The 24,788-nt window shown below is 59.8% G+C and carries 26 protein-coding genes; 6 read left to right on the top strand and 20 right to left on the bottom strand.

The window, feature by feature from the left end:
• Positions 1 to 94: 94 nt before the first annotated feature.
• The 5 genes from PMI34_RS25675 to PMI34_RS25695 are packed head-to-tail and all read right to left on the bottom strand — an operon-like array spanning position 95 to position 3,994.
• On the bottom strand, positions 95 to 730 hold the full coding sequence (locus PMI34_RS25675) for an SCO family protein (RefSeq protein WP_008045807.1): 636 nt from the start codon (positions 728 to 730) through the stop codon (positions 95 to 97).
• Positions 727 to 1,626, bottom strand: coding sequence for a heme o synthase (gene cyoE / locus PMI34_RS25680; protein WP_008045805.1), 900 nt, complete (start codon positions 1,624 to 1,626; stop codon positions 727 to 729). Before cyoE ends, PMI34_RS25675 begins: the two co-directional genes overlap by 4 nt.
• The gene (locus PMI34_RS25685; protein ID WP_008045802.1) at positions 1,614 to 2,684 is read right to left on the bottom strand and encodes a COX15/CtaA family protein; all 1,071 of its coding nucleotides are present in this window, start codon (positions 2,682 to 2,684) and stop codon (positions 1,614 to 1,616) included. Before PMI34_RS25685 ends, cyoE begins: the two co-directional genes overlap by 13 nt.
• A gap of 10 nt (positions 2,685 to 2,694) precedes the next feature.
• Entirely contained in the window at positions 2,695 to 3,288 is a 594-nt protein-coding gene (locus PMI34_RS25690; RefSeq protein WP_008045800.1) for a hypothetical protein, read from the bottom strand.
• Positions 3,254 to 3,994 (bottom strand): SURF1 family protein, encoded by a 741-nt coding sequence (locus PMI34_RS25695; protein ID WP_008045799.1) that lies wholly within the window; start codon positions 3,992 to 3,994, stop codon positions 3,254 to 3,256. The genes PMI34_RS25690 and PMI34_RS25695 overlap by 35 nt, the downstream gene beginning before the upstream one ends.
• Positions 3,995 to 4,065: 71 nt before the next feature.
• On the opposite strand from PMI34_RS25695, the gene PMI34_RS25700 reads away from it, so the two are divergent.
• Entirely contained in the window at positions 4,066 to 4,269 is a 204-nt protein-coding gene (locus PMI34_RS25700) for a twin transmembrane helix small protein (protein ID WP_008045798.1), read from the top strand.
• A gap of 8 nt (positions 4,270 to 4,277) precedes the next feature.
• Here the strand turns inward: PMI34_RS25700 and PMI34_RS25705 are convergent, their stop codons facing one another.
• The 4 genes from PMI34_RS25705 to coxB all read right to left on the bottom strand — a co-directional run bounded on the left by PMI34_RS25705 (position 4,278) and on the right by coxB (position 8,671).
• Positions 4,278 to 5,165, bottom strand: coding sequence for a cytochrome c oxidase subunit 3 (locus PMI34_RS25705; protein WP_008045796.1), 888 nt, complete (start codon positions 5,163 to 5,165; stop codon positions 4,278 to 4,280).
• A gap of 25 nt (positions 5,166 to 5,190) precedes the next feature.
• Entirely contained in the window at positions 5,191 to 5,742 is a 552-nt protein-coding gene (locus tag PMI34_RS25710) for a cytochrome c oxidase assembly protein (RefSeq protein WP_008045794.1), read from the bottom strand.
• Positions 5,743 to 5,868: 126 nt separating this feature from the next.
• Positions 5,869 to 7,461: a cytochrome c oxidase subunit I gene (gene ctaD / locus PMI34_RS25715; RefSeq protein WP_008045790.1), complete on the bottom strand. Its 1,593-nt coding sequence runs from the start codon at positions 7,459 to 7,461 to the stop codon at positions 5,869 to 5,871.
• Positions 7,462 to 7,543: 82 nt separating this feature from the next.
• Positions 7,544 to 8,671, bottom strand: coding sequence for a cytochrome c oxidase subunit II (gene coxB / locus PMI34_RS25720; protein ID WP_008045788.1), 1,128 nt, complete (start codon positions 8,669 to 8,671; stop codon positions 7,544 to 7,546).
• A gap of 369 nt (positions 8,672 to 9,040) precedes the next feature.
• Here coxB and PMI34_RS25725 point away from each other — a divergent pair, with 369 nt between their 5' ends.
• Entirely contained in the window at positions 9,041 to 9,691 is a 651-nt protein-coding gene (locus PMI34_RS25725; RefSeq protein WP_008045787.1) for a hypothetical protein, read from the top strand.
• A gap of 109 nt (positions 9,692 to 9,800) precedes the next feature.
• On the opposite strand, the gene PMI34_RS25730 is transcribed toward PMI34_RS25725, so the two are convergent.
• The 3 genes from PMI34_RS25730 to PMI34_RS25740 form a co-directional block, all read right to left on the bottom strand.
• Positions 9,801 to 11,327, bottom strand: coding sequence for a SulP family inorganic anion transporter (locus PMI34_RS25730; RefSeq protein ID WP_008045786.1), 1,527 nt, complete (start codon positions 11,325 to 11,327; stop codon positions 9,801 to 9,803).
• Between the two features lie 90 nt (positions 11,328 to 11,417).
• On the bottom strand, positions 11,418 to 12,149 hold the full coding sequence (locus PMI34_RS25735; protein ID WP_008045785.1) for a carbonic anhydrase: 732 nt from the start codon (positions 12,147 to 12,149) through the stop codon (positions 11,418 to 11,420).
• 243 nt (positions 12,150 to 12,392) lie between these two features.
• Positions 12,393 to 13,451: a PA0069 family radical SAM protein gene (locus PMI34_RS25740; RefSeq protein WP_008045784.1), complete on the bottom strand. Its 1,059-nt coding sequence runs from the start codon at positions 13,449 to 13,451 to the stop codon at positions 12,393 to 12,395.
• Between the two features lie 209 nt (positions 13,452 to 13,660).
• On the opposite strand from PMI34_RS25740, the gene PMI34_RS25745 reads away from it, so the two are divergent.
• Together PMI34_RS25745 and PMI34_RS25750 are read left to right on the top strand one after the other, a co-directional pair.
• On the top strand, positions 13,661 to 13,966 hold the full coding sequence (locus PMI34_RS25745) for a hypothetical protein (protein WP_008045782.1): 306 nt from the start codon (positions 13,661 to 13,663) through the stop codon (positions 13,964 to 13,966).
• Between the two features lie 236 nt (positions 13,967 to 14,202).
• On the top strand, positions 14,203 to 14,847 hold the full coding sequence (locus PMI34_RS25750) for a dual specificity protein phosphatase family protein (RefSeq protein ID WP_032829313.1): 645 nt from the start codon (positions 14,203 to 14,205) through the stop codon (positions 14,845 to 14,847).
• Between the two features lie 41 nt (positions 14,848 to 14,888).
• Here the strand turns inward: PMI34_RS25750 and PMI34_RS25755 are convergent, their stop codons facing one another.
• Positions 14,889 to 15,176, bottom strand: a complete 288-nt coding sequence (locus PMI34_RS25755; RefSeq protein ID WP_008045778.1) for a YheV family putative zinc ribbon protein — start codon at positions 15,174 to 15,176, stop codon at positions 14,889 to 14,891.
• On the bottom strand, positions 15,173 to 17,224 hold the full coding sequence (gene prlC / locus PMI34_RS25760) for an oligopeptidase A (protein WP_008045777.1): 2,052 nt from the start codon (positions 17,222 to 17,224) through the stop codon (positions 15,173 to 15,175). The genes PMI34_RS25755 and prlC overlap by 4 nt, the downstream gene beginning before the upstream one ends.
• A gap of 88 nt (positions 17,225 to 17,312) precedes the next feature.
• On the opposite strand from prlC, the gene PMI34_RS25765 reads away from it, so the two are divergent.
• Together PMI34_RS25765 and PMI34_RS25770 are read left to right on the top strand one after the other, a co-directional pair.
• On the top strand, positions 17,313 to 17,858 hold the full coding sequence (locus PMI34_RS25765; RefSeq protein ID WP_008045776.1) for a gamma carbonic anhydrase family protein: 546 nt from the start codon (positions 17,313 to 17,315) through the stop codon (positions 17,856 to 17,858).
• Between the two features lie 26 nt (positions 17,859 to 17,884).
• Positions 17,885 to 18,535 (top strand): HAD family hydrolase, encoded by a 651-nt coding sequence (locus PMI34_RS25770; protein ID WP_008045775.1) that lies wholly within the window; start codon positions 17,885 to 17,887, stop codon positions 18,533 to 18,535.
• A 129-nt stretch (positions 18,536 to 18,664) separates the two neighbouring features.
• Here the strand turns inward: PMI34_RS25770 and PMI34_RS25775 are convergent, their stop codons facing one another.
• The 6 genes from PMI34_RS25775 to PMI34_RS25800 form a co-directional block, all read right to left on the bottom strand.
• Positions 18,665 to 19,288, bottom strand: coding sequence for an ABC-type transport auxiliary lipoprotein family protein (locus PMI34_RS25775; protein WP_008045774.1), 624 nt, complete (start codon positions 19,286 to 19,288; stop codon positions 18,665 to 18,667).
• Positions 19,285 to 20,223, bottom strand: a complete 939-nt coding sequence (locus PMI34_RS25780) for an MlaD family protein (protein ID WP_008045773.1) — start codon at positions 20,221 to 20,223, stop codon at positions 19,285 to 19,287. Before PMI34_RS25780 ends, PMI34_RS25775 begins: the two co-directional genes overlap by 4 nt.
• A 1-nt stretch (position 20,224) precedes the next feature.
• Entirely contained in the window at positions 20,225 to 21,028 is an 804-nt protein-coding gene (locus PMI34_RS25785) for an ABC transporter ATP-binding protein (protein ID WP_008045771.1), read from the bottom strand.
• Entirely contained in the window at positions 21,025 to 22,173 is a 1,149-nt protein-coding gene (locus PMI34_RS25790; protein WP_008045769.1) for an ABC transporter permease, read from the bottom strand. Before PMI34_RS25790 ends, PMI34_RS25785 begins: the two co-directional genes overlap by 4 nt.
• A 54-nt stretch (positions 22,174 to 22,227) precedes the next feature.
• Positions 22,228 to 23,256, bottom strand: coding sequence for a DUF5924 family protein (locus PMI34_RS25795; protein WP_008045767.1), 1,029 nt, complete (start codon positions 23,254 to 23,256; stop codon positions 22,228 to 22,230).
• 108 nt (positions 23,257 to 23,364) lie between these two features.
• Positions 23,365 to 24,741 (bottom strand): M16 family metallopeptidase, encoded by a 1,377-nt coding sequence (locus PMI34_RS25800; protein WP_008045766.1) that lies wholly within the window; start codon positions 24,739 to 24,741, stop codon positions 23,365 to 23,367.
• Positions 24,742 to 24,788: the final 47 nt, after the last annotated feature.

Genomic DNA, 24,788 nt, shown 5'->3' with positions numbered 1-24,788 from the left:
GGCTTGCTCGCGAAGGCGGTGTGTCAGCCACTATCAATGTCGGCTGAACCACCGCCTTCGCGAGCAAGCCCGCTCCCACAGGGTTTTGTGTCACTTAGTCGCGCTTGAGCATCACCGGCAACTGCGCCACCAGCTTCGCATTGTTCAACGGCGCCCGAATAAACCCGCGCTGGGTGCCATCCGGCCCGATCACCGCGAGGTTGCCGCTGTGGTCGACGGTGTAGTTCGGCTTGCTGGTGTCCGCAGGAATGAATGGAATGCTCACCGCGTTGGCGATCGTTTGCAGCTCATCGGTCGACGCCGGGGTCAGGCCAACAAACTGCGGATCGAAGTAGCCCAGGTACTGCTTGAGCTGCTTGGGCGTATCGCGATTGGGGTCGATGCTGACCAGCACGATCTGCAATTTATCCACAGCCTCGGGCGGCAACTCGCTCTTGATCTGTCGCAGCTGGGCAAGGGTGGTCGGGCAGATGTCCGGGCAGAAGGTGTAGCCGAAGAACAGCAGGCTCCACTTGCCTTTCAATTCATTGATCGCGACCGGTTGGCCGTCCTGGTTGGTCATCGTCACGTCCGGCAGATTACGGCTCTGCGGCAGCAAGATGATGCCGGCGTCGATCAGCGCCGTTGGATCGCCCTGGTTCTTCCCGGACAGCACCTTGTTGACAGTCAGGCCCAGGATCAGTGCGACGAGGGCGACGAGTATGAAAACGGTTTTCTGGGTTCGAGTCATAGGTTCAACAGTAAGTAGTGGTCTACGAGCAGGGCGATAAACAGCAGGAACAAGTAGTAAATAGAGTACTTGAACGTATTGATCGCCGCGTGCGGCCGAGTGCCACGGTACAGCACCACGGCCCATTGCAGAAACCGCGCACCCAGCCCGAGCGCGCAGACCAGGTAGAGCGTGCCGCTCATGTGGATCACATAAGGCATCAGGCTGACGGCAAGCAATGCAAAGGTATAAAGCAGGATGTGAATCTTGGTGTAGTGCTCGCCATGGGTGACCGGCAGCATCGGAATGTCGGCCTTGGCGTATTCTTCTTTGCGATGGATCGCCAGCGCCCAGAAGTGTGGCGGGGTCCAGGCGAAGATGATCAGCACCAGCAGCAGGGGTTCGGCGCTGACGTGACCGGTGGCGGCGGTCCAGCCGAGCAACGGCGGCGCGGCACCGGCCAGACCACCGATGACGATGTTCTGCGGTGTCGCGCGCTTGAGGAATCCTGTGTAGACCACTGCGTAACCGAGCAACGAGGCGAGGGTCAGCCACGCAGTCAACGGGTTGGTGAACGCCAGCAGCATGGCTTGCCCCAGGACCGCCAATACCAGCGCGAACGTCAGCGCGGCGGTCGGCGAAACCCGGCCTTCGGCGAGCGGCCGTTTGTGGGTGCGCGCCATCACCGCGTCGATGCGCCGGTCCACCACATGATTGACCGCCGCCGCGCCACCGGCACACAGGGCGATGCCCAGGTTGCCGAAAATCAGCACCGTCCACGGCACTCCGGCGCGGGTCGCGAGGAACATCCCCACCAGTGAAGTGATGAGCATCAGCACCACGACTTTGGGCTTGGTCAGTTCCAGGTAGTCACGCCAGATCGCCTGACTGGGACGTTCGCCGATCAGAATCGCCATGGCATCTCTCCTTTTATTGTTATAGGCCCGGCTGAGTGTTTACGCGGGCTGAAGTGCCAGCGCGCTTGCTTGACCCGGACCAGACTGGTTCGGGCGTGGTAATTGACCAGCACCATGGTCAGCAACAGCGCCGCGCCGCCCGCGTTATGCGCGACGGCCACCGGCAGCGGCAGATGGAACAGCACGTTGCTGATGCCCAGGGTGATTTGTGCGCCGAGGGCGATCAACACCAGGCCTGCCAGGCGCGTCATGCCGACTGCTTTCAGTTGCCAGGCCAGACCGAGCAGCACCAGGGTCACCAGCAGGGCGCCGATACGGTGAGTCAGGTGAATCGCAGTACGGGCATCGCTGTCCAGTTGCCCGCCGAGGTAGTTCGGGCCGATGTGCTGGGTCAGGTGAAAGCCGTTGGCGAAGTCCGCCGGTGGCAACCACTGGCCGTGACAGGTCGGGAAGTCGATACAGGCCACCGCGGCATAGTTGGAACTGACCCAGCCCCCGAGGGCGATTTGCCCGATCACCAGCAGCAGCCCCGCCGTCGCCCAGTGCTGCAAACGTCGTGGCACGGTCAGCGCCGGCAGTACGCCGGACAGGCGTAAGGTCAACAGAAACAACAGGCTCAAGGTCGCGAAGCCGCCAAGCAAATGCCCGGTGACCACCTGCGGCCAGAGCTTGAGCGTTACCGTCCACATGCCGAACGCGGCCTGTCCAAAAACTACCGCCAACAGAAACAACGGCAACTTCACCGGCTGCCCGGGATGGCGGCGATGCACCCACGCACGACCGGCCAACACCGCGATCAACAGCCCAAGCGTACCGGCGAAGTAGCGGTGGACCATCTCGTTCCAGCCCTTGTGGGCCTCGACCGGAGCGTCCGGGAAATGCAATTCGGCATGGGCCAGCTGGGCTTCGCTTTTCGGCACGCTGATGAAGCCATAGCAGCCCGGCCAGTCCGGACAGCCGAGGCCGGCGTGGGTCAGGCGGGTGTAGGCGCCGAGCAACACCACAATCAGTGCCAGCAAGGTGGCAAACAACGCGAGGCGAAATCCAGGCTTGGCCATGACGATGCCCTTATCCGATGTTCGACAGTTTCAGCAGGTGGCGCAGATCATTGAGCAGGTCCTTGCCCTTCACCGACGGGTCGTAGCGCAGCACCAGATTGCCGTGGGGGTCGATGATCCACAGATGCGGCGCGTCATTGCTCTGAGCGCCTTTCGTGTAGGCAGGCAAGTCCAGTGAATAGCGTTGCAACTGCGGGTACTCGCGTTGAAGTTTAGTCTCGTAATCGCTGTTCAGCGTCTGCGCGGCGGCCAATGCATGGCTGGCGCGGGACGCATCGCGGCCCAGGCCGATCTGAATTTGCCGCGCCAGATACACCAGTTGCTGGCAGTCCACCGCGCAATCCTTGGGCGCGGTCACCAGTATCTGCCAACGCTCTTCCTGGGCCTGCACGCCGATGTCCGCGCGGGTCTGGCCGTTGCCGATCAGTTCGCCGTGATAACTGCGGCCCTCGGGCACCCAGAAATTCAGCTTGTACATGCCGGTGGCGAGGATCATTGGACCGATCACCCCGAGCAGGATCAGCAGCAATTGCATACGGCCCTTGCGCCGGTTCACCGAAGGTTTCGCCTCAGACATGCTGGGTGGATTCATGGCCGCTCCCATGGTGTTTCTCCTTTGCGTTGTGCCAGCCGAGATAGAGATAAAGACCGAACAGGGCGATCGCCATGGCGAACCACTGCACGGCATAAGCGATGTGTTTTTCCGGCCCCATGGCGACTACGGGCCAGTCGGCCTGATAGGTGACGGGGCCGGTTTTGGCGCGCAGTTCATAGGCAAAGCCTTCGCGATTCAGTGCTGTCCAGAGCTTGTCTGGCTCAACGGCCGTAATCAGCTTCGGCCATGTCAACGTTGCGGGATCTGCGTGCAATTGGAACGTTGCCCCGGGGGAGACGTAGACCCACGCGTCGAGGCTTACAGCCTCGGTGGGCGTCTTGAATTGCGGTGGTGTTCGGCGCTCCGGCCAAGGCAACCAGCCGCGATTGACCAGCAGCCAAAGCCCGCTGGCCTGATCGTGAAAGGGTTGTAAGAGCTCGACGCCGACCCTGCCGTTGCGTTGACTGTTATCCAGCAGCAGGCTGTGTTCGGCATCGAACTGGCCGTACAGGTGAACCCGACGGAAGGCCGGGTCTGTCGTGTGTTGCAGTTCGGTGCTGGCCATCGGCTCAGCGGCCCGGCGCTCGGCGTAGGTTTGCAGCAGCGCGCTTTTCTCCGCGCCCCGGCTCAATTGCCAGAACCCCAGGAACACCAGTAGCGGCAGCAACAGCGCCACCACCAGCGTTGGCACGATACCCGGCCGAAAACGCTTCATGGCATCGCCAGAAAGTCGGTCATCGCGATAGCTATACTCAAGTGCATCGCTTATCCCCCCGGAGTCTCACCATGCTCAAAGCAGCCATCGTCCTGATGCTGATTGCCACGGTTGTCAGCCTGTTCAGCGGCCTGTTTTTTCTGGTCAAGGACGACAGCCGCTCAAACCGCCTCGTCATTGCCTTGAGTGTGCGTGTCACTCTGGCCGCCATTACCCTGGGTCTGATCACCTGGGGTTTTTTCAGCGGCCAGCTGGTTTCCCATGTCCCCTGGTAGCTGCTGCTTTAGAGCACGTAGACGAAGACAAACAGCCCGATCCACACCACATCCACGAAGTGCCAGTACCAGCTCGCCGCTTCGAAAGCGAACTGGTGCTCGTTGTCGAAGTGTCCGCGCATGATCCGCACCAGCATCACGAACAGGATGATGGTGCCGATGGTGACGTGGGCGCCGTGGAACCCGGTGAGCATGAAGAAAGTCGCGCCGTAGATGCCCGAACCCAGGGTAAGGCCCAGTTCGTGGTAGGCGTGAATGTACTCTTCGGCCTGGAAGGTGAGGAACGCACAGCCGAGTAATACGGTGAGCAACAGCCAGAGTTTCAGTGCGCCGCGATGCCCCTTTTTCAAGGCATGGTGGGCGATGGTCACGGTCACGCTGGAACTCACCAGCAACACGGTGTTGAGCAACGGCAGACCCCAGGGGCTGATGACCTCCTTGGGCGGCGGAAACAGTTTCGAGTCGGGATTGCTCAGCAGTGGCCAGGTGAACTGGAAGTTCGGCCACAGCATGTGCGCAATGCCTTTGGCGCCTTCACCGCCGAGCGCCGGCCCGGAGATATGACGGACATAAAACAGCGCGCCAAAAAAGGCGATGAAGAACATCACCTCCGAAAAAATGAACCAGCTCATGCCCCAGCGGAACGAGCGATCCATCTGTGCGCTGTACAAGCCGCCGCGACTTTCCTTGATCACCGTGCCGAACCAGCCGAACAGCATGTAGGCCACCATCAGCCCGCCGACGAAAAAGATCAGCGGCCCGTGGGATTCCGGACGCGCTGCTTTCAGATCATTGAACCAGGTGGCCAGGCCAAACACCGTGACGAACATCCCGACCGTGGCGATGATCGGCCATTTGCTCTGGGCCGGAACGTAATAATGTTCATGAGTTGCCATTTATTGTTCTCCTTATCGGGCACGCTCAACCGCCAGTGTTTACAGCTACCGGTGGATGTCGGGCAGTGATATCGAACAGCGTGTAGGACAGCGTCAGGTGCTTCACATCCTTGGGCATGTCACGGTCAACGATGAAACGTACCGGCATCTCGATCCGCTGACCGGGCTGCAGCACTTGCTGGGTGAAGCAGAAACATTCGGTCTTGTGGAAGTACGCCGCGGCTGCGCTGGGCGCGATGCTCGGCACGGCCTGGGCACTCATCGGCTTATCGGTGGGGTTGTGAGCGATGAAGATCATCTCGTTCACCGCCCCCGGGTGAGCGGTCAGCTCATCACTCTTGGGATAGAAATCCCAGGTCATGTCGGCGGAGTTGGTTGACAGAAACTGCACGCGCACCTGCCGCGAGGTGTCGACCGTTTGCTCACCCTCGTACTGCCCGCCGGTCTTGCCATTGATACCGAAGGCCTTGCACATCACGTCGTAGATCGGCACCAGGGCAAAGCCGAACACAAACATTGCCACCACCACGGTCAGCAGGCGCGTGACCAGTTTCTTCATCGAAATCGAATCAGCCATGACTTCGAACCTCCACCGAGAACCCTGTGGGAGCGGGCTTGCTCGCGAAGCAGGCGCTGCGGTTTAACAGAAACACCGCGTCATCGTTCTTCGCGAGCAAGCCCGCTCCCACAAAGGCTAGAGTGTTCATTTCACTTCCGGCGGCGTGGTGAAGGTGTGATACGGCGCCGGCGACGGAATACTCCACTCCAGACCTTCAGCCCCATCCCACGGCTTGGCCGGTGCCGGCGCGCCACCGCGAATGGTCTTGATCACGATGAACAGGAAGAAGATCTGCGTGGCGCCGAACATGAATGCGCCGATCGACGACACCATGTTGAAGTCGGCGAACTGCAGGTTGTAGTCCGGAATCCGTCGCGGCATGCCCGCCAGCCCCACAAAGTGCATTGGGAAGAAGGCCAGGTTCATGCCGATGAACGACAGCCAGAAATGCAGCTTGCCGAGGGTTTCGTCGTACATGTGGCCGGTCCATTTCGGCATCCAGTAATAGGCCGAGGCGAAGATCCCGAAGATCGCCCCCGGCACCAGCACGTAATGGAAGTGCGCGACCACGAAGTAGGTGTCCTGGTACTGGAAGTCCGCCGGGGCGATGGCCAGCATCAACCCGGAGAAACCGCCAATGGAGAACAGGATCACGAACGCCACGGCAAACAGCATCGGCGTCTCGAACGTCAGCGAGCCCTGCCACATGGTGCTGGCCCAGTTGAACACCTTCACGCCCGTCGGCACCGCAATCAGCAGCGTGGCGTACATGAAGAACAGCTCGCCCACCAGCGGAATGCCGACCACGAACATGTGGTGCGCCCAGACGATGAACGACAGGAACGCGATACTCGCCGTGGCGTAGACCATTGAGGTGTAGCCGAACAGTGGCTTGCGCGAAAAGGCCGGAATGATCGAGCTGACGGCGCCGAACGCCGGCAGGATCATGATGTACACCTCGGGGTGACCGAAGAACCAGAACACATGCTGGAACAGTACCGGGTCTCCGCCACCGGCGGCACTGAAGAAACTGGTGCCGAAGTGGATGTCCATCAGCATCATCGTCACGCAACCGGCCAGTACCGGCATCACCGCGATCAGCAGGAACGCGGTGATCAGCCAGGTCCAGACGAACAGCGGCATTTTCATCAGCGTCATGCCGGGGGCGCGCAGGTTGAGGATGGTGGCGATCACGTTGATCGCGCCCATGATCGAACTGATCCCCATCAAGTGGATCGCGAAGATGAAGAAGGTCACGCTTTCCGGCGCGTAGGTCGTCGACAGCGGTGCATAGAACGTCCAGCCGAAGTTCGGCCCGCCACCGGGGGTGAACAGGGTCGACACCAGCAGCAGGAACGCCGCTGGCAACAGCCAGAAGCTGAAGTTGTTCATCCGCGGCAGGGCCATGTCCGGCGCGCCGATCATCAGCGGGATCATCCAGTTGGCGAGGCCGACGAAGGCCGGCATCACCGCACCGAAGACCATCACCAGACCGTGCATGGTGGTCATCTGGTTGAAAAATTCCGGCTGGACGATCTGCAGCCCCGGCTGGAACAGCTCGGCGCGAATCACCATCGCGAACGAACCGCCAAGCAGGAACATGGAGAATGCAAACCACAGGTACAGCGTACCGATGTCCTTGTGGTTGGTGGTCAGCACCCAGCGCATCAGGCCTTTGGCGGGGCCGTGGGCGTGGTCGGTGGCGGTATGAACATGTTCATCGATTACAGCAGTCATGTCCTGTCTCCTGCAAACAGATGGGCTGGGCAGGCCGGGGTGCGTAGCCCCGACCGGTTCCTTACGTGCGCAATAGACCGGGTCATTTGCTTTCCGCCTGTTTCAGCTCCAGCACTTCTTTAGGCGTGACCATGTCGCCCTTGTTGTTGCCCCAGGCATTACGTTCATAGGTCACGACTGCCGCGATATCGACTTCCGAGAGTTGTTTGCCGAACGCGGCCATGGCGGTGCCAGGCTTGCCGTGGAAGACAATGCTCAGGTGAGCGTCTTTTGGCCCGGTGGCGATCTTCGAGCCCTTGAGCGCCGGGAACATCGGCGGCAGGCCCTGGCCTTCGGCCTGGTGACAGGCCACGCAGGTGGTGTGATAGACCTTTTCGCCGCGATCCTTGAGCTCGTCCAGGGTCCATTCCTTGCTGGTCAGCTCTTTGAGTTGCGCGGCCTCGACCTTGCGATCGGCCAGCCATTTTTCGTAATCGGCCTTTTCCTTGACCTCGACCACGGTCGGCATGAAGCCGTGATCCTTGCCGCACAACTCGGCGCACTGACCACGGTAGATGCCGGGCTTGTCGACGCGGGCCCAGGCTTCATTGACGAACCCGGGAATCGCATCGCGCTTGACCGCGAAAGCCGGCACCCACCAGGAGTGGATCACGTCGGCGGAGGTCACCAGAAAGCGCACTTTGGCGCCGACCGGCAGCACCAAAGGCTTGTCGACTTCGAGCAGGTAGTGCTCGCCCTTGGCTTCCTTGTTGTGGATCTGATCCTGGGGGGTGGTCAGGTTGCTGAAGAACTCGACGTCCTGGCCCAGGTATTTGTAGTGCCACTTCCACTGATAGCCGGTGATCTGGATATCGATTTCCGGCTCGCTGGCGTCGTACATCTTGATCAGGGTCGCGGTAGCGGGAATCGCCATGGCCACCAGGATCAGGAAGGGCACGATGGTCCAGAGGATTTCGACGGTGGTGCTTTCATGAAATTTGGCGGCCACCTGCCCGGTCGAGCGGCGGTGGAGAATCATCGACCAGAACATGGCACCAAATACGATGATGCCGATCACCACACAGATCCAGAAAATGATCATGTGCAGGTCGAATACTGCGTGACTGATTTCAGTCGCTCCAGGCGCCATATTCACAGTCCAGGCCGCTTGTGCCTGACTGAAAATCGACCACAACAGGAGGCCCATCCAGACATGTGGATGTCGCATCATTGCGGGTTCCCCTTATCGTTCTTGTTATCCCGCCGGCTTTCACCTGCGGCAAGGGAGCGGCTGCATCAGACTACGAACTTGAGCACCGGGCCTTGCTGCATATGCAGTCGGGCGTCATCAGCTAACTCCATTCCAACCCGAGTATAGACAGCGACTCTCACCTCGCAATGCGAAGGCGTAAATGATCTGAAACAGCATTAACTTGCGTTGCAGGGCACGAATGGAGAAGGATGCAGACGAGTGGTGGCAAACCGATATAACGGAGCCGTCTCAAGGATGAAATAATTATGACAAATGCGTCTTAGCATTTTTCGTAAGCCAGCTAAGTTATGTCTTCCCTATTTCATTGCCTTGTTTCCTGGAGTTTTCATGAACACCGCCGCATTGCGCGAGCAGATCCAAAAAGCCCAACAACACGAAGCCGAGACCGGTCTGCTGACGCGTCAGCTGGAAAGTAAATTGCCTCATCTGCACCCGGCGATCCAGTTGCCGGAGGCCGATACCAACGGCGTACTGACACGATTTGTCGCCGCCTACATCGAAGAAGTGCCCGATCTGCTGGATGCAGCCAATGAAGTCGCCAGGGAAGCGGGCATTGAGTCACAGATCAAACCGGTGTTGAATATCGCCGAGCAGTACTTCCTCCAGCCGCCAGCCATCATGGCCGGCCATGTCGGGCTCGACAGCCTGCTGGATGAAGCCTATCTGGCGCACCGGTTTGTCGAAGAGGTCAACGACCTGTACATCAAACATTTCGGCCAGCCACTGATCCCCTTGGACATGACTGTCGCCAACCTGATTGCTCACCAATTGATCGGTGAGTCGTTCGCCAACCAACTGGACGAAGTGGTGCATCACGCCATCGACGAGATGCTCAACGACGAAAGCTTCGCACTGGAGTCGGTGGAAGCCTACCGCGAGAAGCTCAACAGCCCGGACACGGGTGTCGCGTGGAAACGCTGGCCGTGCATGTCCCGCCGTTTGGGCGTAGGCCTGGAACTGGATCAGCCGGCGGCTTGATCCCTGAAACCTGTGGGAGCGGGCTTGCTCGCGAATGCGGTCAATCATTCAACGTTTATATCGACTGACACGCCGCTTTCGCGAGCAAGCCCGCTCCCACACAGGTACCTCAGCCAGCCACACCGACGCCGGTATTCGTCCGCACCCGTCCCTCAAGCCGACGCTTCAATCCCCGCGATTCAATCAACAGCTTCGACCCCTTGGCTGCATTCGCCCGCCCCCATTCCTCCAGCAGTTCCAGACACGAGTGATCGATATAACTCAGGTTGTTGAGCGGCACATGCACCGTCGCGCCATGTGGAATGCTGCCCAGCACCTGGGTCAGCGCCGGTACTTTGAGGAAGGTCGCAGCGCCCACCAGACGCAATTCCATTTCCCCTTCCCGGGGCAGGTCAATCAGGCTGATTTTCAACCGAGAAGCTTTCAGCGCCAGTTTCACCAGCGTCAGGCCGAAGCCAATCAGTACGCCAGTCAGCAGATCCGTGAAAACGATGGCGAGCGCGGTTGCCGCGTAGGTGAACATCGGCGCCCGACCATACCGTCCCAAGCCACGGAAGACCTTGAGATCCACCAGCTTGAAACCGGTATAAACCAGCACTCCCGCCAGGCTAGCTACCGGAATGCTTTGCAGCACGCTGGACAGCAACAGTACGAACGCCAACAGCCACAGGCCGTGGAAAATGGTCGAAAACCGCGTCGTTGCACCGGCCTGAACATTCGCTGAACTGCGTACGATAACGCCAGTCATCGGCAACGCCCCAAGCAGGCCACACAGCATGTTGCCGATACCTTGCGCCGACAATTCCCGGTCGAAGTCCGAGCGCTGGCCACTGTGCATGCGATCAACCGCAGCGGCTGAGAGCAGGGTTTCGGCGCTGGCGATGAAGGCCACGGCAAACGCCGCGATCAGCAGGGTCGGATCAGCCAGGTTGAGCAGATCCGCGGGCTTCAGCCAGTCGATGGCCTCCGTCAGGTTGGCCGGAACCTCGACCCGTTTGACCGGCAACGCCAGCACCAGGCTGGCAAGCGTGGCCAGACCGACGCCGAGTAGCGCGCCAGGAACGAAGCGCAGGGATTGCGGACGGAATTTCTCCCACAGCCACATGACAGCGATCGTCGACAAACCGAGCAATCCGGCCTGCCAGCCAAACGTGGGCAACGCTTGGGCCAGCGCCGCCGGGAAGGCCGCCAGGTTATCCAGGCCCGAGGGCTTGGGCACGGCATCGAGCATCACATGCACCTGAGACAGGATGATCAGCACACCAATCCCGGCCAGCATGCCGTACACCACCGCAGGTGCCGTCACCCGAAACCAGCAACCCAGCTTCAAACGACCAGCCACCAGTTGCAGCAATCCCGCCAGCAACAGAATGGGGCCAAGCATGGCGATACCGTGCTGGCGGACCAACTCGAATACCAGAACGGCCAGGCCCGCCGCCGGGCCGCTGACTTGTAGCGGCGAGCCGGCCAACCAGCCGACCACCAGACCACCGATGATGCCGGTGATCAGACCTTTGGCCGGCGGCAGCCCCGAGGCAATCGCGATGCCCATGCACAGGGGCAAGGCGACCAGAAACACAACCACCGAAGCCAGCAGCTCCCGTGGCAGAACAGCTTTGAGTCGAGCAGCACGCATGGTGAATCTCCCGAAGTTTTCTTCAGGCATGGCAAAGCAAGGCTGCCTGAACGGCAGCCTCGGCTGAACCACACAACGTTTTAGGAGGGTTTAGAAGCGCGCTTTGGGCGTCGCCACTGGAATTGGCAGGCTGCCATTGAGCGGCAGGAAACAACCTTGATCGGCGTCGTACGCTTTGATTTCGCTGGTTTCGATGTTGTAGACCCAGCCGTGAATAAATAGCTGACCGTTGGCCATGCGCGAAGCCACCGATGGATGGGTGCGCAGATGCTGCAATTGGGCGATCACATTCTCTTCGGTGAGGATGTGCATGCTTTCGCTTTCGCTAGAGCAGTTGCAGTTCTCCTGCACCATGGTCTTGGCCACTTCGGCATGACGCAGCCAGGCTTTGACCGTGGGCATTTTTTCCAGACTGTCCGGATTGAGCACCGCGCGCATGGCGCCGCAGTCGGAATGCCCGCAAATGATGATGTGATGCACCCCCAGAGCCAGTACGGCGTACTCGATGGCCGTTGAAACACCGCCGTTCATTTGCCCGTAAGGCGGCACGACGTTGCCGACGTTACGGGTCACGAACAGGTCGCCGGGGGAGCTCTGGGTAATCAACTCGGGAACGATGCGCGAATCGGCGCAGGCGATGAACATCGCGCGTGGCCGCTGGGCCGTGGCGAGTTTCTTGAAGAGTTCTTCCTGTTGAGGAAAGATCTCATGATGAAAATGCAAAAAGCCGTCAACGATATGCTGCAACGCTGCATCGGCGGTTTCGGCCTCGGGTTGGGCTGAAGCCGACGCAGCCAACGGCTGTTTATCCTTGTCACTCATCAATTCATCCTCATTGGCGGGCTCAGGGAATCTTCCCGTGTGGTCCGGTGTGAAGCCAGTGGCTGGTAAAAAACATCCAGGCCAAACATTTCGACCCATCAGTCACTCGATGAACAAGGTAGCGGCCGAATCTTAATTGAAACTGAATAAAACGCTCTAGAATGCGTGTTCCAGGTCACAAAAAACGTGACCAGCCAAAGGCGTGAGCGCGATCTTCAGTACTCAACCATAGGCCAATTGTCCTCAAATCAACGACATTTGGCGACCGGGCGGACAAAAGGCATTGCAGTCCAGGTCAAAGCCTTCCCGGCGATTGAGCCCCAGTCGCTTGATGGTTTTGGCAAAGCGCTGTGCCAGCAGGTCGGCGAAGGGGCCTTCACCGCGCATTCGAGCACCAAAGCGGCTGTCGTAGAGTTCACCGCCACGGCTCTGGCGAATCAGGCTCAACACATGCGCCGCCCGTTGCGGATAGTGGGCGCCCAGCCATTCTTCGAACAGCGGCGCCACTTCCAGCGGCAGACGCAACATCATGTAAGCAGCACTTTGCGCCCCGGCCGCATGGGCCTCGGTGAGCAAACCTTCAAGTTCACTGTCGTTGATCATCGGAATCATCGGTGAACACAGCACGCCCACCGGAATGCCCGCCTCGCGCATGACCCTGATCGCCCGCAACCGGGCCTTGGGCGCTGCGGCGCGGGGTTCAAGGACGCGTTTGAGTTCGTCGTCCAGTGTGGTCAGGCTGATCATTACCGCCACCAGTCTTTGGCTGGCAAGCTCGGTCAACAGGTCAAGGTCACGAAGAATCAGCGAGCCCTTGGTGACGATTGTCACCGGGTGCCGGTATCGCAGGAGTACCTCGAGGGTTTGCCGGGTGATCTTGTATTCACGCTCGATCGGCTGATACGGATCGGTGTTGGAACCGAGGTTGATCGGTGCACATTGATAGCCACGCTTGGACAGCTGCTCCTCCAGCACATCCGTGGCGTTGGTCTTGGCGATCAGTTTTGTTTCGAAATCCAGCCCTGGTGACATATCCCAATAGGCGTGACTGGGGCGTGCATAGCAATAAATACAACCGTGCTCGCAGCCGCGATAGGGATTGATCGAACGGTCGAAGGGCAAATCCGGCGATGTGTTACGGGTAATGATGGTTTTCGCCGTTTCAATGCGCACCTCGGTGCCCTGGGTGAGCGGTACTTCCTGGTACCAGCCGTCGTCCTCTGCCACCGAATGGCTGGGGGCGAAGCGGTTGTGCGGGTTGGTCGCGGTGCCGCGGCCACGGGGAGGAAATGGCGTGCGCATGAAAAAACACCCAATGACTGTATGCGCATACAGTACATCGATCAAAACCACTCGACCAGCGCCGTTCGGCACTTTCTAATTATTTGTTATGCACGCTTGCGTGAAGCAACCGGGAGAAACATATAAAGCCTGGCTGTTGCGACAAAACTACATGTACCATTTTTTCGCTGCAAAACATAAACACCGATATTCTATAAAAGGATTTATTTATGTCGTTTTTTAATCGCCGCGGTATATTTTTGCAAAAACTTGGACCGTCTGTAGTCGACCCAGATGAAGTACTGGTATCGATGCAGTTCGCACTCAAGGAAGAAGGCTGGGATGAAAAAAACTCGGTCGTGACCACCTCTTTGCTGGACTCCACCACGCTGATTGCGTCCTCATACGACGGCGGCCAGTCTTTTAGTATCGGCCGTGTCGACAAAGATATTGATGGTAACGGGACCATCAACTCCGATGATAAGGAAAAACTGCTGGCTCTGGCCAAAGCGTACGCCGGCATTGCGAAACCTTGAACCAAAGGTCCAGGCAAATATATTTTTATTAATCAGTCCCGGTCGAAGTTAATAATCGAACGGGGTTGATTTTTTTCGCCTACAACAATGCTCTTTCAATGAACGAGGCTCGATCCTTGATGAATTCATCATCCCGTCAGCTTCACGATTCTTTGACAGCCCTCTCACAGGCCTTTGACCGGGCGTGGCTGATCCTTGCCAGCATCTCCCGTCCCTTTCAGAACGGTCGCTCAAGCATGTCCTTACCACGATTCATATCTGCAATCTGCCTGTCGCTCGTTGCACTCGTTAACCTGACACCGGCATTTGCTGACGACAGCACGATGCACCGTCCGGCAGACTGGGCTCAACCGATCGAGAAGCAATACAACCTCTTTCAAATGTCACCGACGCTCTATCGCAGTGCCTTGCCGGACAAGGGCGCGGTGCCGCTGCTGGAGAAACTCAAGGTGGGCACGGTGATCAACTTCCTGCCTGAAGCAGACTCCAGTTGGTTGTCTATGCCAGGCATCACGCAAGTACAGTTGCCTTATCGCACCAACCATGTGGACGACGCCGATGTGCTAAAGGCCTTGCGCGCCATTCAGTCTGCCGAAGCCAAAGGCCCGGTGCTGATGCACTGTAAACACGGTTCCGACCGTACCGGCCTGATGGCTGCCATGTACCGGGTTGTCATCCAGGGCTGGACCAAGGAGGAGGCCCTGAACGAAATGACTCAGGGTGGCTTCGGCGACAGCACCCACTTCAAGGACGGCATTCGCTACATGATGCAGGCCGACGTGGAAAAACTGCGCACGGCCCTGGCCAATGGCGATTGCAGCACCAGCCCGTTCGCCGCGTGCTCGATGAAGAGCTGGTTCAAGTCCGCTCATATCGAATAAAGAAAGCCCCCACGGCATTGCGCAACGGGGGCTTTTTTCACTCAGGTTTGTTCGTCAGGCTTTTTTTTCAGTTTCGGATTAGGGAAGAACTGAACCGCCTGAACCTTGGTGTCAGCGGGTTTGAGTGCGCTGGTATTAACTCGCGTGCCCAACTCCTTGGGCACCGACAGCCCTTGCTCATTGAGTGTGTCGGAGTAACCGCAGGCTACGCACTCTCTGTGCGGGACCTGATCTTCGTTCCACATCATCAATTTGTCCGGTTCGCTGCATGCCGGGCAGACCGCCCCGGCGATAAAGCGTTTTTTCGTAATCACAGGCCCCTCACTCATGCTGCTGCGTCCTCACTCAGGCCGCTGTGGCGCAAGAGTGCGTCAATTGATGGCTCACGACCACGGAAGTCGACGAACAGCACCATCGGCTCCTGGGAGCCGCCACGGGCCAGGATTGCTTCGCGGAACGCACGACCGGTGTCGGCGTTGAGCACTCCCTCTTCTTCGAACTTCGAGAACGCATCGGCGGACAGCACTTCAGCCCATTTGTAGCTGTAGTAACCCGCGGCGTAACCACCGGCGAAGATGTGCGCAAAGCTATTAGGGAAACGGTTGTAGGCCGGCGGACGCATCACCGAAACCTCGTCCCGCACGCCTTCGAGCACTTGCAGCACGCTGCGGCCATCGCCGTGGGTGGCGTGCAGTTCGAAGTCGAACAGGGAGAACTCCAGTTGGCGAACCATCATCAGGCCGGACTGGAAGTTTTTCGCCGCGAGCATTTTCCCGAGCAAGTCCTGAGGCAGCGGTTCGCCGGATTCATAGTGACCGGAAATCAGCGCCAGGCCTTCAGGCTCCCAGCACCAGTTCTCCATGAACTGGCTCGGCAGCTCGACCGCATCCCAGGCCACGCCGTTGATGCCGGACACGCCAGCATGCTCGACGCGGGTCAGCAGGTGATGCAGGCCGTGACCGAACTCGTGGAACAAGGTGGTGACTTCGTCGTGGGTCAGCAGAGCAGGCTTGCCGCTGTCGGCCGGGGTGAAATTGCACACAAGGTTGGCCACCGGGCTTTGCAATACACCGCCAGCGGTGCGACGACGGTCGCGTGCGCCGTCCATCCAGGCACCGCCACGCTTGTTGGCACGGGCGTAGAGGTCGAAGAAGAAGCGTCCGACGTGCTGGCCGTTTTCCTTGATTTCAAACAGGCGGACATCCGGGTGCCAGGTGTCGAAGCCTTTCTGCTCGGCAATCTCGATGCCGTACAGGCGCTGGACGATGGCGAACAGGCCGCTGAGCACCTTGTCGATCGGGAAGTAGGCGCGCAGGGCTTCCTGGGCAACGCTGTAACGCTGTTCACGGAGTTTTTCACCGTAGAAACCGCTGTCCCAGCTTTGCAGGTCCGGGCAGCCTTGTTCGGCGGCATAAGCCTTGAGCTGTTCCAGATCCTGGGCGGCGAACGGCTTGCTGCGCTTGGCCAGGTCGCGCAGGAAACTCAGCACCTGATCGCTGGACTCAGCCATTTTGGTCGCCAGGCTCAGTTCGGAGAAACTGCTGAAACCCAGGAGCTTGGCCAGCTCCTGACGCAGATCGAGGATTTCTTCCATGACCGGGCCATTGTCGTTCTGGCCGGCATTCGGGCCCTGGTCCGACGCACGGGTGCAGTAGGCCGCGTAGACTTCTTCACGCAGTGCGCGGTCCTGGGCGTAGGTCATCACCGCGTAATAGCTCGGGAATTCCAGGGTGATCAGCCAGCCGTCCAGATCCTTGGCTTGAGCTGCGGCGGCCATTTGCGCCTTGGCCGAGTCGGTCAGGCCGGTGAGGGCAGCTTCATCGGTGATGTGCTTGGTCCACGCCTGAGTGGCGTCGAGCAACTGGTTGGAAAAACGGCTGCCCAGTTCGGACAGTTTGCTCTGCACTTCGGCATAACGCTTCTGTTCGGCTTCCGGCAGGTCGATACCCGACAGACGGAAGTCACGCAGGGAGTGTTCCAGGATAGTTTTCTGCGCGACGTCGAAACCGGCCGCTTCCGGGCTGCTGGCCAGGGCTTCGAAGGCCTGGAACAGTTCGCGGTTCTGGCCCATCTCGGTGGAATAGGCGCTCAAGGCCGGCAGGCACGACTCGTAGGCTTCACGCAGTTCAGCGCTGTTGCACACGGCATTGAGGTGGCTGACCGGGCTCCAGGCGGCGCCCAGGCGGTCGTTGAGTTCGTCCATCGCCAGTACCAGGCCAGCCCACGTTGGCTGTTTGACCTGGGTCTTGAGGATCTCGACGATAGCGGCACGGTTGTCAGCCAGGATCTGTTCAATGGCCGGTTGTACGTGTTCGGCGCGGATGGCGGAGAACGGCGGCAGGTCATAGGACTGCAAAAGAGGGTTGTTCACGCTCACGGTTGATACCTTGGCTGGAGAAACATGTAGCCATCTTAATTACAATCGACGTTCACCGCAGCTATCAGCAACAGAGAGAAACCCTATCGTGAACCTTCGCAACTATCAGAACCACACGCCGCTGTTGGGTAAAGGCGCTTTTGTCGACGGCTCGGCAGTGGTGATCGGCGATGTTGAAATTGGCGAAGACAGCTCGGTCTGGCCGCTGACCGTGATCCGTGGCGACATGCACCGAATCCGCATTGGCGCGCGCACCAGCGTGCAGGATGGCTGCGTGTTGCACATCACCCACGCAGGGCCGTTCAACTCCGACGGTTTTCCACTGCTGATCGGCGATGACGTGACCATCGCCCACAAGGTCATGCTGCATGGTTGTTCGATAGGCAGCCGGGTGTTGATCGGCATGGGCAGCATCGTCATGGACGGTGCGGTGGTCGACGATGACGTGATCATCGGCGCCGGCAGCCTGGTGCCGCCGGGCAAGCATCTGCAAAGTGGCTTCCTGTATGTGGGCAGCCCGGTGAAGCAGATCCGCCCGCTGACGGACAAGGAACGGGCCTTTTTCACCTACAGCGCGGCGAATTACGTGAAGCTCAAGGACCTGCATCTGGCCGAAGGCTACGACCAGCTTTGACCCGGCCCCCTTATTCAGGATTCGACATGCATTACCAAACCGTTTTGTTCGACCTCGATGGCACCCTCACCGATCCACGTGAGGGCATCACCCGTTCGATCCAGTTCGCCCTGGGCAAACTGGGTATCGATGAGCCGAACCTGGCCAAACTCGAACACTTCATCGGCCCGCCGCTGTTGCAGGCGTTCATGCAGTTCTATGACTTCGATGAAGCCAGGGCCTGGGAGGCGGTGAATTTCTATCGCGAGCGCTTCAAGGTCACCGGCCTCTACGAAAACCGCGTGTTCGATGGTGTCACACCGCTGCTGGAAACCCTGGGCGGACAAGGGCGGCAGCTGTACATTGCCACCTCGAAACCCTGGGTGTTCGCCCGTGAAATCGCCCGGCATTTCGACTTTGCCAAACACTTCAAGGTGATTTACGGCAGCGAACTGGATGGCACCCGAACCAACAAGGTCGAGCTGATCGCTCACCTGATGGCCGAAGAAAACCTGGACCCGGCCACCACCCTGATGATCGGCGACCGCAAGCACGATTTGATCGGGGCACGCAGCAACGGCCTGGACGCGGCGGCGGTGGGTTACGGGTTCGGCAGCCATGAAGAGTTGAGCGCCGAAGCGCCGGCGTATCACTTTGAAACGCTGGCTGAGTTGCATCAGGCGTTTTTGCAGCGCTGATACAGCCGACACAAATCAACTGTGGGAGCGGGCTTGCTCGCGAAGAGGGAGTGTCAGTCGACATTAATGTTGCCTGATACGCCGCCTTCGCGAGCAAGCCCGCTCCCACAGGGGGGCTGTGTTCTTACCTTAAGGTCTTGGTGGTGGCGCCAATTTCTGTCCTTGCTCCACCGCCCAGTTCACCACCTGCGCGGTCAACTGATCATTCGCCTGACCGAACCCGACCACCACCGCCGGAACCTGCACATTGCTCAAAGGCTGGCGCACTTCAAAGCGGCGGCTGGCGAGGATGCGCTGGTCGTAACTGCGCACCAGCAATGCATCCAGACGCACGACCGCGCTGGCACTCGTGCCCTGGTATTCAGTCTGGAACGCCTGCAGGCTGCCGCCCAATTCAAGATCGGTCTGGAAAATGCTGTCATCGGTGCTCAACAACGGCACCCGTCCGTCATGCTGGAAACCTTCCAGCAGGCGATTGCGTACCAGTACCGGCGCCGGGTCGCTCCAGCGTGAACCCTTGTAGTGACTGAGCACATCGCCTTGAGGAATCACTGCAATGTTCGGACTGTTCAACGCTTCGCTGGACTGGAATTTGCTCAGGCGCAGCGACCAGCGCTGCGGCATGCCATGGCTGGTCGATGCGCTCTGGGCCGACGGCAATCGATAGACCTCGAAGGGCTCTGGCTTGGGCAGGATCGAGCACGAACTGATCAACGTGAAGCCAGTGAAAAGGGCAATCCGAATCAGCTTCATGGTGTGAATTCCTTGGTCTTGTCACCGCCCAGCAGGTAACCGCTGGGGTTGGCCTCCAGGCGTTTGGTAATTGCGCGCAGCGAGGACAGGGTTTCGCGCATCTCGTGTACGGCCGGGCCCAGGCCACTGAGGCCTTGCATGCCGCTGTTGAGCGAATCCTGATTGGCGGTGATCAGTTTGTTGAGGGTGGCGCTGCTTTCCTGCAGCGACTTCATCGCTTGCTCGGCGCTGCCCAGCGCTTCCTTGCCATGCTCATTGAGCAGCCCGTTGGCATTGCGCATCAGCGCCGTGGTCTGCTCCAGCATGGTGTTGGCCTGCTTGCCGACCGAGGTCAGTTGCTGCATGGCCTGGCGAATATCGCCGCGCTGCTCGGCAATGGTCCCGGTGGTTTGCTCCAGGTGCTCCAGGGTATTGCTGATGCGTTCGATGTTTTCCGTAGAGAACATCAGGTTGGCGTTATGCATCAGCGTGGTCACCCCGGCCATCAGATCTTCGCTGTCATTGAGCAGGCGGGCGATGGGCGAGGGCGAGGCGACAATGGTCGGCAGGTTGCCGTCCTTGCCCTTGAGCGTCGGGCTCTGTGGCGTGCCGCCGCTGAGCTGGATGATCGAGGTCCCGGTGACACCGGTCAGGGCCAGTTTGGCCTGGGTGTCTTCCTTGACCGGGGTATCGCCGGCCAGGCGAATTCGCGCCAGCACCCGGCGCGGGTCTTTCGGGTCCAGGCGCAGCGAAATCACGTCGCCGACCTTGATCCCGCTGTACTGCACCGAACTGCCCTTGGACAATCCGCTGACCGCCTCGTTGAACACGACTTCGTAGTCCTTGAACTCGGTGTCGACACTGGACTTGGCCAGCCACAGGCCGAACAACAGCGCAGCCGTCACCACAATCACGGTGAACAGGCCGATCAATACATGATGGGCTCGGGTTTCCATGTCAGACCTCTTTGAGCTGTTGGGCGGCCGTCAATGCCGCGCGGCCGCGAGGGCCATGGAAGTATTCGTGAATCCACGCGTCGTTGGTCTCCGACACCTTGTCGATGGCGTCTGCCACCAGCACTTTTTTCTGCGCCAGCACCGCCACCCGGTCGGTGATGGTGTAGAGCGTGTCGAGGTCGTGGGTCACCAGAAAGACACTCAGGCCTAAAGCATCGCGCAGGGTCAGGATCAGTTGGTCGAACGCAGCAGCGCCGATCGGGTCGAGACCGGCGGTGGGCTCGTCAAGAAACAGGATGTCCGGGTCCAGCGCCAATGCCCGGGCCAGGGCGGCGCGCTTGATCATGCCGCCGGACAGCGACGCGGGGTACTTCTCCGCCGCCGACAACGGCAACCCGGCCAGGGCCATTTTCACTGCCGCGAGGTGCTCGGCGTCGCTGCGGCTCAAGCCGGCATGTTCGATCAGCGGCAGGGCGACGTTCTCGGTCACGGTCAGCGAAGAGAACAGCGCGCCTTTCTGGAACAGCACGCCGAATCGCCGCTCCACCAGCGAGCGCTCGTGCTCCGGCAAGGTTGGCAGGTTCTTGCCGAAGACTTTCACCACCCCTTCGCTGGGCTGACGCAACCCGACAATGCTGCGCAGCAGCACCGATTTGCCGCTGCCGGAGCCCCCAACCACGGCAAGGATTTCACCCTTGTACAAATCCAGGTCGAGGTTCTCGTGCACGCTCTGGCTTCCAAAGCGGTTGCACAACCCTCGGACTTCAATCACCGCCTCGGAGGGCGCTCGGGGGATACGACTCACCAACCCATCTCCATGAAAAACATCGCGGCGATCGCATCCATCACGATCACCACGAAAATCGACTGCACCACACTCGACGTGGTGTGCGCGCCCACAGACTCAGCGCTGCCACTGACCTTGAAGCCTTCAAGACAACCGATGGCGGCAATGAGGAAGGCGAACACCGGCGCTTTGACGATCCCTACCAGAAAGTGCTGAACGCCGATGTCCGTTTGCAGCAGCGACAGGAACATCGCCGGCGAGATATCCAGTGCCACCGCGCAGACCACGGCACCGCCGATAATCCCCGACAGCATCGCCAGGAAGGTCAGCATCGGCAGGGCGATCAGCAACGCCAGGACCCGCGGCACCACCAGCAACTCCACGGGGTCGAGGCCCAGGGTGCGGATGGCGTCGATTTCCTCGTTGGCCTTCATCGAACCGATTTGCGCCGTGAACGCACTGGCGGTGCGCCCGGCCATCAGGATCGCGGTCAGCAACACACCGAATTCGCGCAGGAAGGCAAATCCCACCAGGTCCACGGTGAAGACCGTGGCGCCGAAAGTGGCCAGCACCGTCGACCCGAGGAACGCCACCACGGCGCCCACCAGAAAAGTCAGCAACGCAACGATGGGGGCGGCGTCGAGACCGGTCTGTTCGATGTGGGCAATCATGGGCGTGACGCGCCAGCGCTTGGGACGGAACAGGCCGCGGACGATGGTTTCGATGATCAGGCCAACGAAACCCAGCAGTTGCAGGGTGTCCTGCCAGACGGTGTCCACCGCGCGGCCAATGCGGGTCAGCAACTGAATGGCAACGCTGACTTCCGGTTCCTTGATCGGTACACAGAAATCGGTCAACGAGCAGTAGACGGTTTGCAGTAACGCCCGATCGGCGGCGGAGAGTGTGCAATCCGGGTGTTCGGCGGAGCGGCCGAGGCGCTCGGAGCCGAGCAGCTCGACCAACAGCGAGGCGCCGGCGGTGTCGAGGGCACCGAGGCCATTGAGGTCGATGGGGGTGTTGGCGTCGTACTGGCCGTGGAGTTTTTCGCTCAACAGCTTGAGGTCAGCGTAATGGGCAAGCGTCCAGTCGCCCGTCACCCGCAACCGCGCAGGGGCAATCGACGTGTCCAATCGGGCGTTGCCGGCTATCGTGCTGCTGATCATAAGCTCCGTGCTTGTTCAGTGATTACGCAGATTTACGTAATAGCACGAACCGGATTACTTTTCTTTGATCGCTGTGCTGTCCGTGACTTTGAAACGCAGCACGCCGATCACCTGACCATCTTCGGTCAGCACCCGAACCTGCCATTTGCCGGCCGGATTGCCCGGGAAGTTCTGCTTGTGGGTCCAGGCCCGGTAACCTTCCTTGCGCCCGCCACGAATATCCAGGGGGATGCGGTCGACCTCTTTACCGTTGAACTGCCAGACGTGATAAATCCGTTCGTCCAGGCCACGCGGGGCATTGATCGCGGTGTAGGCGTAGAGCCCGCCATTGCGAATCTGCTCGGCGCTGACTTCGTCGAGGCTGGCACCTGGCGTGCGGTCCTGCATCTGCGTGCTGATGGCCACATCGGTCATCCACAGCGTCGCCGGCGGCACCCACGAGCGCAGCGCCCAGCCAAAGGTGCCGATGCCCAGGGTGATACTCAAGATCGCCAGCGCACTGCGCAGGGTACGAATCGGGAAGATCGACGCCAGGCTCGGGAACGACAACAGCACCGAGATACCCAGTGCCCATTTGAAACTTTGCGCGGTGGTCAGGTGCATGATCACCGGCAATGCAGTGAGCAGCGCGGCGAACAGGGTCAGGGTGTGCAGGGCCAGAAACGCCCAGCGCCGGGGAGCCAGCCACTTGTAGTAAAGCGGGTCGATGATCGAAATCAGCGCCGCGACACCCAGCAGCCCGGTGAAAATCAGCTGGCCGCTGTTCCAGGTCGTGGTGATGAAAAAGAACGGCAGGACAAAGAACAGGCTTTCCTGATGGATCATCTGCGTTGCGTAACGCAGCAACGGTTCCGGAATTTCGCGCTTGAAGATGCGCGTGAACAGCTTGGTCAGGCTGTTTTCCAGCATCAGCCAGATCCAGCTGATCAGCATGATGGTGGTAATCCAGCTCGCCAGGCCTTGCTGGCGATCGACCAGAATGAAACTGCCCACCCCGGAGATGAAACCACAGAGCGCAATGACCCCAGGGTAGCGCTTCATCAATTCGAGGATGCGCTGTACGAAAAGGGTCAGGTTTTGCATTCGGCGGTTTCACAGTCTTCATAGGAAAAAAACCTCGACAGGGTACCGCTGGTGCGGCCTTGTGGCGAGGGCTCACGATCAGTTACACCACGCTCCTACAAGGAATGCTTACCTTGCGCGAACAAAACGCCACGCCACCAGACTTAACACCAGTAAACCCAGCACCCCGACCACCAACCACATCAACTGGTCATAACTGAACAACGGCTTCTCGACCCGCAAATACCCCGGTTGCAGGAGCAATTCAAGCACGGCCTTGTTCGCCTCTTCCAGGGTCACCCCTTGCAGCTCCCGGACCGGGTTGGTGAAGCGACCGTCCTCGTAGTTGCCGATGGCGCTCCAGTAGTAGTCGGCCAACGCGCTGTTGCCTTGTACGGCCCAGGCCTGGCGGGCAATCGCAGCCTGCTTGAGGCGGTTGAAGGTGTCGGCATTGAGGCCGTCCTTGAGCAGTCCGGCCTTCAGGTCCTCGAGTACTTGTTCGGCATCGGCCACGTCGTCGCGCTCAAGGTCGGCATTGAGGCTCATGAAACCCACGCCGCCGAACACCTCGCGTTCGGCCCACGGGCCGTAGGACAAACCGTGAGCCAGGCGTAACTGGCGATAGAGCGCCCAATCCAGATAGTCCTTGAGCAAATCGAAGGTTTCATCGTGCCCATCCTCCAGTACCGGCTCCGGCACCAGCCAGTGCAACTTGGCGCCATTGCCGACCAGACCGTGGGGCAAGGTGCGTTCATGGGCGGCGCTGGCCTGGATTTGCGGCAGCGGCGGGTGCTCGCCGGGGGTGATCGCTTCCAGTGCGCCAAACTCCCGCTCCAGATAGCCCGGCAGCAACTTGTCGAGGTCGCCGACCACAATCAGGGTCATGTTGTTCGGCGCATACCAGTCCTTGCGCACCTGCTCCAGTTGTTCTCGGGTCAGGTCATCGACTTGCGCACGCTCCGGGCATTTGAGGCCCAGCTCCACGGCCAGTTGTTTGCTGGCCGTGTGACCGAGGTCCTGACGATCGAGCCAGCGTTGCAGGTGCGAGTAGTGGCCACCGTCTTCACGCTCGACCACTTGCTTGGCCGCGTTGATGGCGTTGTCGTCGAAGCGGGTCTGGGTCAGCAACGCCAGCAGCAGGTCAAGCACCTTGCGCTGGTTTTTCGCCGGGGCCTCGATGACGAACGTCGTATCGGCATTGCTGGTGAACGCGTTCCACTCACCACCCAGAGCCTGCATGCGTTCTTCCAGGCCACCTTCGCCGCTGGCGTCGATACCGCTGAACAACAGGTGTTCCAGCAGATGCGGTAGCTCCTTTTCTTCGCACTTGAAATCGTCCAGGCCAACGCCGACCACCAGCCGGATCGCCACATGCCCGCGGTCAGTGCCGGGCTTGAGCAGCAACTGCAAGCCGTTGCGCAGCGTGTAGCCCTCGACCTGGAAGCGATCCAGGGCGAATGACGGGAGTGAACCAAGCAACAGGCAGGCGAACAACAGACAACGCATAACAAGCTTCCGTACGACCAGCGTAAGTTCAACAGACTTCAGGCAAC

It is taken from the genome of Pseudomonas sp. GM74, assembly GCF_000282455.1.
GTDB lineage: Bacteria > Pseudomonadota > Gammaproteobacteria > Pseudomonadales > Pseudomonadaceae > Aquipseudomonas.
Note: the sequence above shows the minus strand (reverse complement) of the source record. Positions and strands in the feature narration are given on the sequence as shown.

What these genes read in the sequence shown, in the direction of transcription:
- PMI34_RS25675 (WP_008045807.1), bottom strand. Translation starts at nt 730, where the DNA reads ATGACTCGAACCCAGAAAACCGTTTTCATACTCGTCGCCCTCGTCGCA.
- cyoE (WP_008045805.1), bottom strand. Translation starts at nt 1,626, where the DNA reads ATGGCGATTCTGATCGGCGAACGTCCCAGTCAGGCGATCTGGCGTGAC.
- PMI34_RS25685 (WP_008045802.1), bottom strand. Translation starts at nt 2,684, where the DNA reads ATGGCCAAGCCTGGATTTCGCCTCGCGTTGTTTGCCACCTTGCTGGCA.
- PMI34_RS25690 (WP_008045800.1), bottom strand. Translation starts at nt 3,288, where the DNA reads ATGGGAGCGGCCATGAATCCACCCAGCATGTCTGAGGCGAAACCTTCG.
- PMI34_RS25695 (WP_008045799.1), bottom strand. Translation starts at nt 3,994, where the DNA reads ATGAAGCGTTTTCGGCCGGGTATCGTGCCAACGCTGGTGGTGGCGCTG.
- PMI34_RS25700 (WP_008045798.1), top strand. Translation starts at nt 4,066, where the DNA reads ATGCTCAAAGCAGCCATCGTCCTGATGCTGATTGCCACGGTTGTCAGC.
- PMI34_RS25705 (WP_008045796.1), bottom strand. Translation starts at nt 5,165, where the DNA reads ATGGCAACTCATGAACATTATTACGTTCCGGCCCAGAGCAAATGGCCG.
- PMI34_RS25710 (WP_008045794.1), bottom strand. Translation starts at nt 5,742, where the DNA reads ATGGCTGATTCGATTTCGATGAAGAAACTGGTCACGCGCCTGCTGACC.
- ctaD (WP_008045790.1), bottom strand. Translation starts at nt 7,461, where the DNA reads ATGACTGCTGTAATCGATGAACATGTTCATACCGCCACCGACCACGCC.
- coxB (WP_008045788.1), bottom strand. Translation starts at nt 8,671, where the DNA reads ATGATGCGACATCCACATGTCTGGATGGGCCTCCTGTTGTGGTCGATT.
- PMI34_RS25725 (WP_008045787.1), top strand. Translation starts at nt 9,041, where the DNA reads ATGAACACCGCCGCATTGCGCGAGCAGATCCAAAAAGCCCAACAACAC.
- PMI34_RS25730 (WP_008045786.1), bottom strand. Translation starts at nt 11,327, where the DNA reads ATGCGTGCTGCTCGACTCAAAGCTGTTCTGCCACGGGAGCTGCTGGCT.
- PMI34_RS25735 (WP_008045785.1), bottom strand. Translation starts at nt 12,149, where the DNA reads ATGAGTGACAAGGATAAACAGCCGTTGGCTGCGTCGGCTTCAGCCCAA.
- PMI34_RS25740 (WP_008045784.1), bottom strand. Translation starts at nt 13,451, where the DNA reads ATGCGCACGCCATTTCCTCCCCGTGGCCGCGGCACCGCGACCAACCCG.
- PMI34_RS25745 (WP_008045782.1), top strand. Translation starts at nt 13,661, where the DNA reads ATGTCGTTTTTTAATCGCCGCGGTATATTTTTGCAAAAACTTGGACCG.
- PMI34_RS25750 (WP_032829313.1), top strand. Translation starts at nt 14,203, where the DNA reads ATGTCCTTACCACGATTCATATCTGCAATCTGCCTGTCGCTCGTTGCA.
- PMI34_RS25755 (WP_008045778.1), bottom strand. Translation starts at nt 15,176, where the DNA reads ATGAGTGAGGGGCCTGTGATTACGAAAAAACGCTTTATCGCCGGGGCG.
- PMI34_RS25770 (WP_008045775.1), top strand. Translation starts at nt 17,885, where the DNA reads ATGCATTACCAAACCGTTTTGTTCGACCTCGATGGCACCCTCACCGAT.
- PMI34_RS25775 (WP_008045774.1), bottom strand. Translation starts at nt 19,288, where the DNA reads ATGAAGCTGATTCGGATTGCCCTTTTCACTGGCTTCACGTTGATCAGT.
- PMI34_RS25780 (WP_008045773.1), bottom strand. Translation starts at nt 20,223, where the DNA reads ATGGAAACCCGAGCCCATCATGTATTGATCGGCCTGTTCACCGTGATT.
- PMI34_RS25790 (WP_008045769.1), bottom strand. Translation starts at nt 22,173, where the DNA reads ATGATCAGCAGCACGATAGCCGGCAACGCCCGATTGGACACGTCGATT.
- PMI34_RS25795 (WP_008045767.1), bottom strand. Translation starts at nt 23,256, where the DNA reads ATGCAAAACCTGACCCTTTTCGTACAGCGCATCCTCGAATTGATGAAG.
- PMI34_RS25800 (WP_008045766.1), bottom strand. Translation starts at nt 24,741, where the DNA reads ATGCGTTGTCTGTTGTTCGCCTGCCTGTTGCTTGGTTCACTCCCGTCA.